Source organism: Nocardioides sp. NBC_00163 (assembly GCF_045206295.1).
GTDB lineage: Bacteria > Actinomycetota > Actinomycetes > Propionibacteriales > Nocardioidaceae > Nocardioides.
This window is the reverse complement of sequence record NZ_CP108155.1, coordinates 1778362-1790915: the sequence shown is the minus strand read 5'-3', so window position 1 is coordinate 1790915 and position 12554 is coordinate 1778362. Positions and strand designations below refer to the sequence as shown.

General features: G+C 68.8%; 12 protein-coding genes. 8 read left to right on the top strand and 4 right to left on the bottom strand.

Annotation, left to right across the window (positions count from 1 at the left end):
* Positions 1–48: 48 nt before the first annotated feature.
* Positions 49–897 (bottom strand): acyl-CoA thioesterase domain-containing protein, encoded by an 849-nt coding sequence (locus OG801_RS08585; RefSeq protein WP_406035196.1) that lies wholly within the window; start codon positions 895–897, stop codon positions 49–51.
* A 135-nt stretch (positions 898–1032) separates the two neighbouring features.
* Between OG801_RS08585 and OG801_RS08580 the strand changes: the two genes are divergently transcribed.
* From OG801_RS08580 to OG801_RS08555, 6 genes are all read left to right on the top strand, one after another.
* Entirely contained in the window at positions 1033–2415 is a 1383-nt protein-coding gene (locus tag OG801_RS08580; protein WP_406035194.1) for an NAD-dependent succinate-semialdehyde dehydrogenase, read from the top strand.
* A gap of 42 nt (positions 2416–2457) precedes the next feature.
* Entirely contained in the window at positions 2458–3216 is a 759-nt protein-coding gene (locus tag OG801_RS08575; protein WP_406035192.1) for an alpha/beta hydrolase family protein, read from the top strand.
* Between the two features lie 306 nt (positions 3217–3522).
* Positions 3523–5730: a DEAD/DEAH box helicase gene (locus OG801_RS08570; protein ID WP_355019206.1), complete on the top strand. Its 2208-nt coding sequence runs from the start codon at positions 3523–3525 to the stop codon at positions 5728–5730.
* Positions 5731–5812: 82 nt separating this feature from the next.
* Entirely contained in the window at positions 5813–5953 is a 141-nt protein-coding gene (locus OG801_RS08565) for a hypothetical protein (protein ID WP_350659602.1), read from the top strand.
* 121 nt (positions 5954–6074) lie between these two features.
* The gene (gene trxA, locus OG801_RS08560) at positions 6075–6443 is read left to right on the top strand and encodes a thioredoxin (protein WP_355019205.1); all 369 of its coding nucleotides are present in this window, start codon (positions 6075–6077) and stop codon (positions 6441–6443) included.
* A gap of 43 nt (positions 6444–6486) precedes the next feature.
* A complete protein-coding gene (locus OG801_RS08555; protein WP_201451241.1) occupies positions 6487–6777 on the top strand; it encodes a chorismate mutase in 291 nt (96 codons plus the stop codon).
* 7 nt (positions 6778–6784) lie between these two features.
* Here the strand turns inward: OG801_RS08555 and OG801_RS08550 are convergent, their stop codons facing one another.
* The gene (locus OG801_RS08550; RefSeq protein WP_406035190.1) at positions 6785–8032 is read right to left on the bottom strand and encodes an FAD-binding protein; all 1248 of its coding nucleotides are present in this window, start codon (positions 8030–8032) and stop codon (positions 6785–6787) included.
* A gap of 139 nt (positions 8033–8171) precedes the next feature.
* On the opposite strand from OG801_RS08550, the gene OG801_RS08545 reads away from it, so the two are divergent.
* Positions 8172–9302, top strand: coding sequence for an endo-1,4-beta-xylanase (locus tag OG801_RS08545; protein WP_406035188.1), 1131 nt, complete (start codon positions 8172–8174; stop codon positions 9300–9302).
* Positions 9303–9382: 80 nt separating this feature from the next.
* Positions 9383–9571: a hypothetical protein gene (locus OG801_RS08540; RefSeq protein WP_406035186.1), complete on the top strand. Its 189-nt coding sequence runs from the start codon at positions 9383–9385 to the stop codon at positions 9569–9571.
* A gap of 5 nt (positions 9572–9576) precedes the next feature.
* Here OG801_RS08540 and OG801_RS08535 read toward each other — a convergent pair whose 3' ends face one another.
* Both OG801_RS08535 and OG801_RS08530 read right to left on the bottom strand, forming a co-directional pair.
* The gene (locus tag OG801_RS08535) at positions 9577–11076 is read right to left on the bottom strand and encodes a CoA-acylating methylmalonate-semialdehyde dehydrogenase (RefSeq protein ID WP_406035184.1); all 1500 of its coding nucleotides are present in this window, start codon (positions 11074–11076) and stop codon (positions 9577–9579) included.
* A gap of 23 nt (positions 11077–11099) precedes the next feature.
* Complete coding sequence (locus OG801_RS08530; RefSeq protein WP_406035182.1) at positions 11100–12431, bottom strand: aspartate aminotransferase family protein; 1332 nt, start codon at positions 12429–12431, stop codon at positions 11100–11102.
* Between the last annotated feature and the right edge of the window lie 123 nt (positions 12432–12554).

Below are 12554 nucleotides of genomic sequence, written 5' to 3'. Positions count from 1 at the left end.
TCTCGGCCGACGCGAGTGACGCCTCGGCCGACGGGGGTGACGCCTCGGCTAGACCGGGGTGGCGGGACCACCCTCGCCCGGAGCGGTGAAGTCGACGGTGCGCTTGGCATTGGCCAGGGCGGTGACGGTGGCGGTGCCGATGGTGCCCTCGCGGTCGAAGACCTCGGCGGTGCCGACGGAGATGCCCTCGTGGGCGACGTGGTCGATGGTGGCGAGGCCGACCTCCATCCCCGCCGGCCGCCGGGCGAGGGCGAGCGAGATGTCGGTGTTGATCCACTCGACGCCGTTGCTGCCCCAGTTGGTGACCATCGAGGTGGCGTCGGCGATGGAGGCCACGGTCTGGAACGGGGTCATCGGCTCGCCGGCAACGGTCGGAACCGCGACCTGCCAGGTGACGTGGCGCCCGGCGTTCTGGTGCTTGCCGAAGTCGTCGGACCAGGGGTTCTCGGAGACGAAGAACGGTACGTGCGGCTCGGAGGTCGGCGGCGCGACCTCGAGCGGCGGGGGAGTGGCGCGCTCGGTCGCCGACCAGACCTCGCCGGCCGGGTTCTCACCGGCGAGCAGATAGGTGCAGGTCGCGCGGGCGACGACCCGCTCCTCGCCATCACTGGAGGACTGGACCATCTCGGCGTCGAGCAGCGCGATGCGCGGGCCGTTGCGTACGACCCTCGTGCGGATCCGCGTCGGCACCATCCGCGGCGGTCGGAACAGGTCCACGTGATAGCGGGAGGGCACCAGTTCCGAGGCACGTCCGAGCTCCTCGATCTGGTCCTCGAGGCCGCGAGCGATCAGGCCGCTGGCGGCCACTCCGTGCATGTGGTCCTCGGCCCACATGCTGCGAGCCATCGGCGTAGGCTCGAAACCGTCATCGGTGCGCCGGAAGAATGCAAGATCCATGCGGACATTCTAGAACGTGTCCTAACTTCGGATTCAGTTGCGAAAACCGGTAAAGAGTAACGGTTCCGTCATCAAAAGCGCTCCAAGACCACGTACCATCGCACCAAAAGCAGCCCCCGATCGAAGAGGATGACGATGAGCACCACGCCTCCCTACCAGGTGACCGACCCCGCAACGGGCGAGGTGATCGAGACCTTCCCGTTCGCCACCGACGCCGAGGTGGAGGAGGCGCTGGAGCGGTCCAAGAAGGCGTACGAAGCCTGGCGCTCGACCCCGATCGAGGAGCGTTCCGCGATCGTGAAGCGCGCCGCGGACCTCTTCACCGAGCGGGCCGCGGAGCTCGGGAAGATCATCCGCACCGAGATGGGCAAGAAGGCCTCCTCCGGCGCCGGCGAGGCCGAGTTCTCCGGCGAGATCACCGCCTACTATGCCGATCATGGCCCCGAGCTGCTCGCGGAGACCGACCTGCCCGGCCACGAGGGCAAGGCGGTCATCCAGCGCCTCCCGCTCGGCCCGGTGCTCGGTGTCATGCCGTGGAACTACCCCTACTACCAGGTCGCCCGCTTCGCCGCGCCCAACCTGGTCGCCGGCAACACAGTCATCCTCAAGCACGCCGAGAACTGCCCGCGCTCCTCGGCCGCGATCGCGAAGATCTTCGAGGACGCCGGCCTTCCCGCGGGCGTCTACCAGAACCTCTACGCCACCCACGAGCAGATCGCCACGATGATCGCCGACCCGCGGGTCCGCGCGGTGTCCCTGACCGGCTCCGAGCGCGCCGGCACGGCGGTCGCCGAGGCCGCCGGCCGCCACCTGAAGAAGGTCGTCCTCGAGCTCGGCGGCTCCGACCCCTACATCATCCTCGACTCCGACGACATCGACGAGGCTGCCGAGACCGCCTGGGCGACCCGGTTGGAGAACGTCGGCCAGGTCTGCAACGGCAACAAGCGGATGATCGTGAACGAGGGCGTCTACGACGACTTCGTCGCGGCCCTCACCAAGCGCGCCGCCGCGATGAAGCCGCTCGAGGGTGAGGACGGCGACGACACCGTCTACTCCCCGCTGGTGGCCCGCAAGGCCGCCGAGGCACTGCGCGACCAGATCGAGGACGCGGTCTCCAAGGGCGCCACGCTCCATGCCGGCGGCGAGATCTCCGACGGTCCCGACGCCTTCTTCGCCCCCGCCGTCCTCACCGGTGTCACGCCGGAGATGCGCGCCTACACCGAGGAGCTCTTCGGCCCGGTCGCCGTCGTCTACAAGGTGAGCACCGACGAGGAGGCCGTCGAGCTGGCCAACGCGGTGGAGTACGGCCTCGGCGGCGCCGTGTTCTCCACCGACGAGGCGCGCGCGATCGCCGTCGCCCAGCAGCTCGAGGTCGGCATGGCCAACGTCAACACGCCGGCCGGCGAGGGCGCCGACGTTCCCTTCGGCGGCACCAAGCGCTCCGGCTTCGGCCGCGAGCTCGGCCCGCTCGGGATCGACGAGTTCCTCAACAAGCGACTCTTCTACGTCGAGCGCTGAGCAGACCCGGGCAAGCCTGCCGGATTCTGAGAGAATCCTGGCGTGGCTGAGAAGGTGACCTTCAAGAGTACGTCCGGACCCATGCTGGCCGGTCTCATCGACCTGCCCGAGGGTGAGGTGCGTGGCTGGGGCGTGTTCAGTCACGGCTTCACCCTCGGGAAGGAGTCTCCGGCCGCCGCGCGGATCTGCAAGCAGCTCGCGGCCGAGGGCATCGGGATGCTGCGCTTCGACAACCTCGGCCTGGGCGACTCCGAGGGCGACTGGGGCGACGGCTCCTTCACCCACAAGGTCGCCGACACCGTCGAGGCGACCCGCTTCATGGCCGAGCGTGGCACCCCGGCCGAGCTGCTCGTCGGCCACTCCTTCGGTGGTGCGGCGGTCCTCGCCGCAGCCAACGATGCCGTCGGTGTCGACGCCGTGGCCACCGTGGGTGCCCCGTTCCAGCCGGCACACGTCGAGCACAACTACGACGCGGTGCTCTCCCGCGTGCTCGAGGACGGCCAGGCGCCATGGATGGCCGGCGGCAAGTCGCTGACCCTGCGCAAGGACTTCGTCCATGACGTACGCCGCGCCGACCTGCGCCAGAAGATCATGCAGCTCAAGAAGCCGCTCCTGGTCATGCACAGCCCGACCGACACCACGGTCGGCATCGAGAACGCCTCCGACATCTTCAACACCGCCCGCCACCCGCGCTCCTTCGTGGCGCTGGAGGGCTCCGACCACCTCCTCACGAAGAGGGGCCAGGCCCAGCGCGCCGCCCGGATCATCTCGGCCTGGGCGGATCAGTACCTGATCGACTGAGGCTCATTCGAGGCCTGCCTGAGCCCCGTGTTTGATCAATTGACAGAAAACGCGGAACGAGACTTCCGCTAACGGGTGTGGGTGGGGTTACACTCGCTGCAAGCGCCCGGCTCGTGGACGTTCGTCGTGGGGACCGAACGAGTCACTGGCCCGGTCGATGAGGCGCCGATCGCGCGTATCCGCTGTTTGGACGCGGTCGTCAGTCGTCTGCCATCGATCTGCGTGAGCCCTGGGAGGGCGACCGGCCGATGAGGGTCGGCATTTGGACATGCCACTCACCCGTGCGTGGCCCCAAGGAGGATTCAGTTGGCTCAGGGAGCCGCTACCCGGCGCAACAACCGGTCCGGCCGTTCGCGTAGCAACGGCAATGCCGGCAAGTCCGGGCAGAACGGTCGCCGCAAGGGCGTCCACAAGGACAACGAGGGCATCATTCCGGTGCTCGCGCAGGTCGTCCGCGAGGTGGAGTCGGCCGTGCAGCGCCGCTCGGCCATGCCCGACGTACGGACCAAGTTCCAGGTCGTCGCGCTCCTCGCCCGAGACGAGCGCCACCGCGTGCTCGAGGACGAGACCCTCAACGAGGGTCGCCGCGCCGAGCAGCTCAAGCGTCTGGACGGGATCGCCACGATCCTCGCCAAGACCGCGACCATGGACTCGCGCCTGTTCGAGCTCCTCGCCGAGGACGCCGAGATCTCCGACGCCGCCGTCGACCTCAAGCACGAGCTGATGGCCCGTGGTGGCGTCGACGTGCCGGAGGACGAGGAGGAGGACGAGGACGAGATGCCCACCGTCGTGGTCCACGACAAGCGCGTGGTCCCGACCAGCGTCATCCAGCGCCAGCTCTCCAACCCGTTCCTGGTGCCCGACTTCACCAACGCCCGCCCACCGGTGCACGCCCGCCGCCTGTCCGGCTGGGAGCTCCTCGGGCCGCTGTTCCGAAGCTTCGAGTACGCCGACTCCGGCCCCTCCTGCATGCCGCTGCCCGAGCCGCCGGCCTACGGCCCCGGCCACATCGACGCGCCCGGCACCCGCGAGCTCATGCACCACCAGGCGCAGCTGGTCGCCTCGGCGGCCGAGGGCCACCGCTCCTACCTGCTGGCCGACGAGCCCGGCCTCGGCAAGACCGCGCAGGCGCTGCTGGCCGCCGAGGCAGCCGACGCCTACCCGCTGCTCGTCGTAGTGCCCAACGTCGTCAAGGCCAACTGGGCGCGCGAGGTCGACCTCTGGACGCCGTCCAAGAAGGCGACCGTCGTCCACGGCAACGGCGAGGACATCGACGGCTTCGCCGACATCATCGTGGTCAACTACGAGATCCTCGACCGCCACGTCGGCTGGCTCGGCGACTTCGGCTTCAAGGGCATGGTCGTCGACGAGGCCCACTTCATCAAGAACAAGTCCTCCCAGCGCTCCCAGCACGTGCTGGCACTCTCGGAGAAGATCCGGCAGCGTACGGCCAACCCGCTGCTGATGGCGCTGACCGGCACCCCGCTGATCAACGACATCGAGGACTTCCGGGCGATCTGGCAGTTCCTCGGCTGGATCGACGACGTCAAGCCGCTCAACGGCCTGCTCGAAGGGCTCGAGGAGACCGGGCTGACCCCGCAGGACAACAGCTTCTACGGCGCAGCCCGCCGTGTCGTCGTCAACCAGGGCATCGTGCGCCGCCGCAAGATCGACGTCGCCAGCGACATCCCGGCGCGCCGCGTGGCCGACCTGCCGGTCGAGCTCGACGATGCCGAGGGCCGCTCGATCCGGGCCGCCGAGGCCGAGCTGGCCAAGCGGATGATGCAGCGTTACGACACCGCGATCGAGACCCGGGTGACCGGTGCCAAGCCGGCCCCCGGCGAGCTCGACCTCGAGCTGGTCCGCCGCGTCGCCACCTGGGAGCGCGAGGACCAGGACGCCTCCACCGGCGAGAACGTCTTCGGCATGATGCGCCGCATCGGTCGCGCGAAGGCCTCGCTGGCCGCCGACTACGCCGCCCAGCTCGCACGCAACGTCGGCAAGGTCGTCTTCTTCGCCAAGCACATCGAGGTGATGGACGCCGCGCAGAAGCTCTTCGAGGATCGTGGCATCCGCTACTCCACGATCCGCGGCGACCAGACCTCGAAGGCGCGCGAGAAGGCCATCGACGAGTTCATGAACAACCCCGAGGTCGAGGTCATCGTCTGCTCGCTCACCGCCGCAGGTGTCGGCATCAACCTGCAGGCCGCCTCCAACCTGATCCTGGCCGAGCTCTCCTGGACCGACGCCGAGCAGACCCAGGCGATCGACCGTGTCCACCGCATCGGCCAGACCGAGCCGGTCACCGCTTGGCGCATCATCGCCTCGCAGACCATCGACACCCGGATCGCCGAGCTGATCGATTCCAAGGCCGGCCTCGCGGCTCGTGCCCTGGACGGTTCCGACGAAGAGGTCACCGACTCCGCCGACGTACAGCTCGAGGCCCTGGTCTCGTTGCTCACCGACGCTCTGCGCAAGCGCGAGTCCGGCCGCCGCGGCCGCCGCGCCGCCTGACGCCGACCCGGGACTCATCCGGGCCCCATCTCAGGGGTAATCCTGAGGTGGGGTCTGGGTGGTCCGGCGTACGCTGGATCACATGTTCTGGATTATCTTGCTGGTCATCGCAGCGGCTGTCGGTGGATACGTGTTCCGGGTTCCGATCGTCGCCAAGCTGACCGGGCAGCCACGCAGCCGGATCGAGCGGCAGATCGGGCCGAAGGCCAAGCGCCTTCCCTGACCGGACCAGCCCTGATCCCACGAGGAATCCGCACGGGGAATCCTCGGCGGGGCACGTGCGTTGAGACGTACGTGCCTGCCGATCCGGCGCGCACCGACCCCATACCGGAAGTGAGAGCCCCATGCCCACCGTCGAGCTCGGCGCAGAGAACTTCGAGAGCACCGTCAGCGACAACGAGATCGTCCTCGTCGACTTCTGGGCGTCCTGGTGCGGCCCGTGCCGCCAGTTCGGCCCGATCTACGACGCTGCCTCCGCAGAGCACCCCGAGATCGTCTTCGGGAAGGTCGACACCGAGGCCGAGCAGGCGCTCGCCGGTGCCGCCAACATCACCTCGATCCCGACGCTGATGGCCTTCAAGAAGGGCAACCTCGTCTTCTCCCAGCCCGGTGCGCTCCCCGCGCCCGCGCTCAAGCAGGTCATCGACGCCGTCGTCGACCTCGACATCGACAAGGCACTCGCCGAGCAGTCGGCCAAGGAGTCCGGCGAGTAAGACTCGCCGGCGCTCCGGGCCTCGCATCAGGTTTGATAGCGCTGTGACCGAAGACGCCCACGACGAGCTCCTGCGCCTGCGCGGCAGCATCGACAACCTCGACGCCGCCCTTGTCCACCTTCTCGCCGAGCGCTTCAAGTGCACCGAGCAGGTCGGCCGGCTGAAGGCGCGCGCGGGCTTCCCGCCTGCCGACCCGAGCCGCGAGGCGGTCCAGATCGAACGGCTCCGCCGGCTCTCCGACGACGCAGGTCTCGACCCCGAGTTCGCCGAGAAGATCCTCAACGTGATCATCGCCGAGGTGATCCGCAACCACCGCCAGTTCGTCGAGGACTGAGCGAGCCTCAGCCAAGCACCCGGTCCAGCCAGGCGTTCCAGAACCGGCGGTCCGGGTCGAAGCGGCGTACGAGGTCCCTGAAGTCGTCCCAGCGTGGGAACTCGGCGCCGGGGTCCTTGGTGGCGAAGAGCTTGCCCCAGTGCGGCCGGGTGCCGGCCGGAAGCCGCTGCTCCAGGTCGGGCAGGAGTTCGCGTACGCCGACGGGGTCGGCCTTCCAGGTGAAGTGCAGCGCCACCGTGTCCGTGCCATTGGCGGGGGAGAGCCACAGCTCGTCGGCGGCGACGGCGCGGATCTCGCTCACCTGCAGGAGCGGCCGGACCCGGTCGGCGAGTGACCGGACTGCGTCGACCGCCTCCTGCGCGCGATCGAGCGGCACCAGGTACTCGCTCTGCAGTTCCGCGCCGACGCTCGGCTGGAAGTCGAGCCGGAAGTGGGGCAGCCGCTCGTGCCACGGTCCGGGCACGCCGAGCTGCTCGGTGCACGGGGCCGGGTCGAGACCGGGGATGACGTGCTGCGGCCGGGTCGCGAGCACCGTCCCGGGGAGGTCCGGCGTCGTCGAGCGCGACTTCACCCAGACCCTGGCGACCGACCCGTCCGGCTCGTCGGCCCAACGCGTGAAGATCGACACCGAGTAGGCCGCGCCGAGGATCTCGGTGAGGTGTTCTCGCAGGTCAGCGTAGGTGAGACCCTCGTGGACCGTCTGTGCGACCTGGTAGGTCGGCGAGGTCAGCAGTTCGAGATGCGTCACGATCCCCAGCGCGCCGATGCCGACCACGGCCCCGGCGAAGTCGGGCGAGCCGGCCTCCAGCCGCACCAGGTCGCCGCGCCCGTCGACGATCTCCAGCGCGGTCACGGAGGTGGCCAGCGAGCCGTTGCCGACCCCGGAGCCATGGGTGCCGGTTGCGACCGCGCCGGCGACCGAGATGTGGGGGAGCGAGGCCAGGTTGGGCAGCGCCCGGCCATGCTCCTGCAGCCAGGCGGCGAGCTCGCCGTAGCGCATCCCGCCGGGCACCCGGACCACGTCATCGGCCAGGCTCGGCGAGCTCTCCAGGTCGAGTGAGACCAGCACCCCCGGTGTGTCCGCGAGATCGGTGAAGGAGTGCCGAGACCCCAGCGCGCGCAGCCGCGGCTCGCGCTGCACGAGGTCGCGTACGTCATCCACGGAACGCGGTCGCACCAGTTCGCGCGCGGTGTAGTCGTAGCTGCGGGCCCACGTCGATCCGGGAGCTTCGCGGGCAGAGGTCTCGATGGGCATGGACCGGATCGTAGCCGGGATCCAGCTTCGGCGCCCGCCTTCAGAAAACGTTATCGACAACGATTGACAAAGCCGTGAGCCCTCGCCATCCTGATCCCTGTCTGTGATGCCGATCACACTTAGTGCACCTGGAGGCACCGTGAAACTTCGTCACATCGTCGTGACCGTGACCGCGGCCGCGACCATCGCGGCCACCGCGTCATCCATGGCCCAGGCCGAGCCACGTGGCTTCCGGCCCCCGTCCGACTCGCTCCGCTCCTACGCTTCCCAGATCGGGCTGCACCTCGGTGTCGCAGCCAATCCCGAGGTGCTCGCCGACGAGGAGCTCGCCGGTATCGCCGCGAACGAGTTCTCCAGCATCACGCCCGAGAACGAGATGAAGTGGGAGACCGTCGAGCCGGCTCGTGGCACCTACGACTGGTCCGGCGCCGACGAGGTCGTCGAGTTCGCCCGCGCCCACGGCCAGAAGGTGCGCGGCCACACCCTGCTCTGGCACAACCAGAATCCCGCCTGGCTGACGGAGGGCGTCAACAACGGCACCATCAGCAACGACGAGCTCCGTGGGATCCTCAAGAAGCACATCACCGACGAGGTCGCCCACTTCCGCGGCAAGGTCTACCAGTGGGACGTCGCCAACGAGTTCTTCACCGACACCAACCCCTCGCGGCTCAACCCGGACAACTTCTGGGTCTCCCGGCTCGGACCCGAGGTGGTCGCCGACGCCTTCCGCTGGGCCCATCGGGCCGACCCGAAGGCGCGGCTGTTCTACAACGACTACAACATCGCTGGCGAGGACGGCCACAACGCCAAGGCTGACGCGGTCTATGCCTTCGTCAAGAGCCTGGTCGCCCAGGGCGTACCCATCCACGGTGTCGGCAATCAGGGCCACCTCGACACCCAGTACGGCTTCTCCGGCGAGCGCTTCCGCGCCGACCTGCAGCGCTATGCCGACCTCGGTCTCGAGGTCGCGGTCACCGAGGCCGACGTACGCACCTTCGTCGACTCCGCCGAGACCCAGGTCCCGACGGACAACCTGGCGCTCTTCGCCCACCCCTACGAGTTCTCCCAGATGCTCCAGGCCTGCCTCGCCGTACGAGCCTGCACATCGTTCACGGTCTGGGGTATCGACGACACCCACTCCTGGGTACCTGGCTGGTTCGAAGGGGAGGGCTACGCACTGCTCTGGGATGTGAACCGGCAGCCCAAGGAGGCATACACGACCCTGAAGCAGGATCTCCGCCTTGCCCTGGGGGCACCACGCCGGCGCTGAGCCACAGCGATCCGTGGCGGCACCCGGGTGGCGGTGGTCTACTGGAGACCGAGCACACGGATCGAGCTGAGCGAGGGTAGATGAGCGAGAACGCAGCAGAGGCAGACCTCGAGGAGCAGGCGACCGATGTCGTGAAGGAGGCCGTCGACGACGAGGCGCCCCTGGACGCCGAGGAGACGGTGACCTCGACGCCTGACGACGTCAACGAGGCCGACTACGCCGAGCAGAAGCTCGACGCAGCCGGCCCCGACGACGACTACGACTACTAGATCTCTCAGGAGTTCTGCGGGAACCCCAGGTTGATCCCGCCGTGCGACGGGTCCAGCCACCGGGTGGTGACCGCCTTCTCCCGGGTGAAGAAGTCCAGCCCCGCGGGGCCGTACGCCTTCGCGTTCCCGAACAGCGAGGCCTTCCAACCACCGAAGGAGTGGTAGGCGACGGGCACCGGGATCGGTACGTTCACGCCGACCATCCCGACCTGCACCTCGCGCTGGAACCGGCGGGCGGCGCCGCCGTCGTTGGTGAAGATCGCGGTGCCGTTGCCGAACTGGCCGGAGTTGATCAGCTCGAGCCCCTCCTCGTAACCGGAGACGCGGATGACCGAGAGCACCGGGCCGAAGATCTCCTCGGTGTAGACGGTCGAGGTGGTCGGCACCCGGTCCACCAACGTCGGCCCGACCCAGAAGCCGTTCGGGTCGCCGTCGACCTCGATCCCACGTCCGTCGACGACGACCGTGGCCCCGTCGGCCGCGGCCACGTCGACGTAGCTCGCCACCTTGTCCCGGTGGGCGCCGGTGATCAGCGGCCCCATGTCGGTGTCCCGGGTGCCGTCGCCGGTCTTGAGCGTGGCCATCCGCGAGGTGATCTTCGAGATCAGGCTGTCGGCGACCGAGTCGACCGCGAGCACCACCGAGATCGCCATGCAGCGCTCGCCGGCTGACCCGAAGCCCGCGTTGACCGCCGAGTCGGCGACCAGGTCGAGGTCGGCGTCGGGCAGCACGAGCATGTGGTTCTTGGCGCCCCCGAGCGCCTGGACCCGCTTGCCGGCGGCGGTGCCGCGCTCGTAGACGTAGCGGGCGATCGGGGTGGAGCCGACGAAGGAGATCGAGGCGACGTCGGGGTTGTCGAGGAGCGCGTCGACCGCCTCCTTGTCGCCGTGCACGACGTTGTAGACGCCGTCGGGCAGCCCCGCCTCGGACCACAGCTCCGCGATCCAGCTGGACGCGGTGGGGTCCTTCTCCGACGGCTTGATCACGACGGCGTTGCCGGCCGCGATCGCGATCGGGAAGAACCACATCGGCACCATGGCGGGGAAGTTGAACGGGCTGATGATGCCCACCACGCCGAGCGGCTGCTTGAGCGTGGTCACGTCCACGCCGGAGGAGACCTGCTCGGAGACCGTGCCCTTGAGCAGGTGGGAGAGACCGCAGGCGAACTCGACGACCTCGAGCCCGCGGGCGATCTCGCCGGCGGCGTCGGAGAGCACCTTGCCGTGCTCGGCGGTGAGGATCTCGGCGAGCTCTCCCTTGCGGGCGTTGAGCAGCTCGCGGAACTTGAAGAGCACGGCCGTACGCCGGGTGAGCGAGGTCTCGCTCCACTCTTCGAACGCCTTCTTGGCCGCGGAGACAGCGGTGTCGACGTCAGCGGCCGAGGCGAAGCGTACGCGCTTCTGGACGGTGCCGAGCGCGGGGTTGTAGACGTCGCCGAGACGGGTGCCGGTGCCGGGGTTGGTGGCCCCGCCGATCCAGTGGTCGAGGATGGGGAGGTCGGTCATGTCATGCGTCCTTTAGAGAGCTGTTACAGCGAGCCGAGCACGTCGTCGTAGATCGAGATCGCCTCGGCGACCTCGTCGGGGGTGACGACGCACGGAGGCACCACGTGGATGCGGTTTTCCATGATGAACGGGATCAGGTTGCGGGCGATGAGGTCGGACTTGATCCGGCCCACCGTGGCGGCCGGCAGCGGCTCCCGCGTCTCGCGGTCGGCGACGAGCTCGAGGGCCCAGAAGACCCCGGTGCCGCGTACCTCGCCGATCACGTCGTGCTTCTCGGCCAGCGAGGCGAGGCCGGGGGCGATGTGGTCGGTGCCGATCGTCGCGGCGTTGTCGACGATGCCCTCCTCGTTCATCGCCTCGATGGTCGCCACGATCGACGCCATCGCGAGCGGGTGGCCGGAGTAGGTGAGCCCACCGGGGAAGACCAGGTCGTCGAAGGTGGCCGCGACCGGGTCGGAGATGATCACCCCGCCGGCAGGTACGTAGCCGGAGTTGACGCCCTTGGCGAAGGTGATCAGGTCGGGAACGACGCCGTAGGCATCCAGGGCCAGCCACTCGCCGGTGCGGCCGAAGCCGGCCATGACCTCGTCGAGGATGAGCATGATCCCGAACTCGTCGGCCAGCGCCCTGACCCCGGGGAGGTAGCCCGGCGGCGGGATCATGATCCCGGCGGTGCCGGGGATGGTCTCGAGGAGGATCGCCGCGATCGACGCGGGTCCCTCGGACTCGATGACGCGGCGCAGGTGCTGAAGGGCGCGCTCGGCCTCCTGCTCCGGCGTGGTCGCCCAGAACTCCGAGCGGTAGAGGTAGGGGCCGAAGAAGTGGACGTGGCCGCGGGCGTACTCGTTCGGGATCCGTCGCCAGTCGCCCGTCGCGACGATCGCCGCTCCGGTGTTGCCGTGGTAGGAGCGGTAGGTCGAGAGCACCTTGTCTCGGCCGGTGTGGATGCGCGCCATCCGGATCGCGTTCTCGACCGCGTCGGCGCCGGCGTTGGTGAAGAAGACCTTGTTGAAGCCCACCGGCGCGATGTCGGTGATCCGCTCGGCCGCCTCGCCGCGCGTCAGGTTGGCCGTCGTCGGCGCGATCGTGGTCAGCGTCTCGGCCTGCTTCTTGATCGCCTCCACCACCCGGGGGTGCTGGTGGCCGATGTTGGTGTTGACCAGCTGGGAGGAGAAGTCCAGGTACGTGTGCCCGGAGTCGTCCCAAACCCGCGAGCCCTGCCCGCCGGCGATGACGAGCGGTTTCAGCGACCCCTGGGCGGACCAGGAATGGAAGACATGGGCTCGGTCGAGGTCATAGGCACGGGCGTCGCTGGCGCTGGTCAAGGCTGTCCCCTGGGGTGCGTGGATGGACATGGATCTGGCTCCTCACTCTACGCCGGAAACGGCAACGTAGCCGCCGAACCGGAATACCGATTACGACGGTATATCAGGTCGACGGCTACGCTTTCGTTACATCTCGGTGCCTTACGCGACTGA

Coding starts and splice junctions, on each gene's coding strand:
- OG801_RS08585 (WP_406035196.1), bottom strand. CDS start 897: ATGGATCTTGCATTCTTCCGGCGCACCGATGACGGTTTCGAGCCTACG.
- OG801_RS08580 (WP_406035194.1), top strand. CDS start 1,033: ATGAGCACCACGCCTCCCTACCAGGTGACCGACCCCGCAACGGGCGAG.
- OG801_RS08565 (WP_350659602.1), top strand. CDS start 5,813: ATGTTCTGGATTATCTTGCTGGTCATCGCAGCGGCTGTCGGTGGATAC.
- trxA (WP_355019205.1), top strand. CDS start 6,075: ATGCCCACCGTCGAGCTCGGCGCAGAGAACTTCGAGAGCACCGTCAGC.
- OG801_RS08550 (WP_406035190.1), bottom strand. CDS start 8,032: ATGCCCATCGAGACCTCTGCCCGCGAAGCTCCCGGATCGACGTGGGCC.
- OG801_RS08540 (WP_406035186.1), top strand. CDS start 9,383: ATGAGCGAGAACGCAGCAGAGGCAGACCTCGAGGAGCAGGCGACCGAT.
- OG801_RS08535 (WP_406035184.1), bottom strand. CDS start 11,076: ATGACCGACCTCCCCATCCTCGACCACTGGATCGGCGGGGCCACCAAC.
- OG801_RS08530 (WP_406035182.1), bottom strand. CDS start 12,431: ATGTCCATCCACGCACCCCAGGGGACAGCCTTGACCAGCGCCAGCGAC.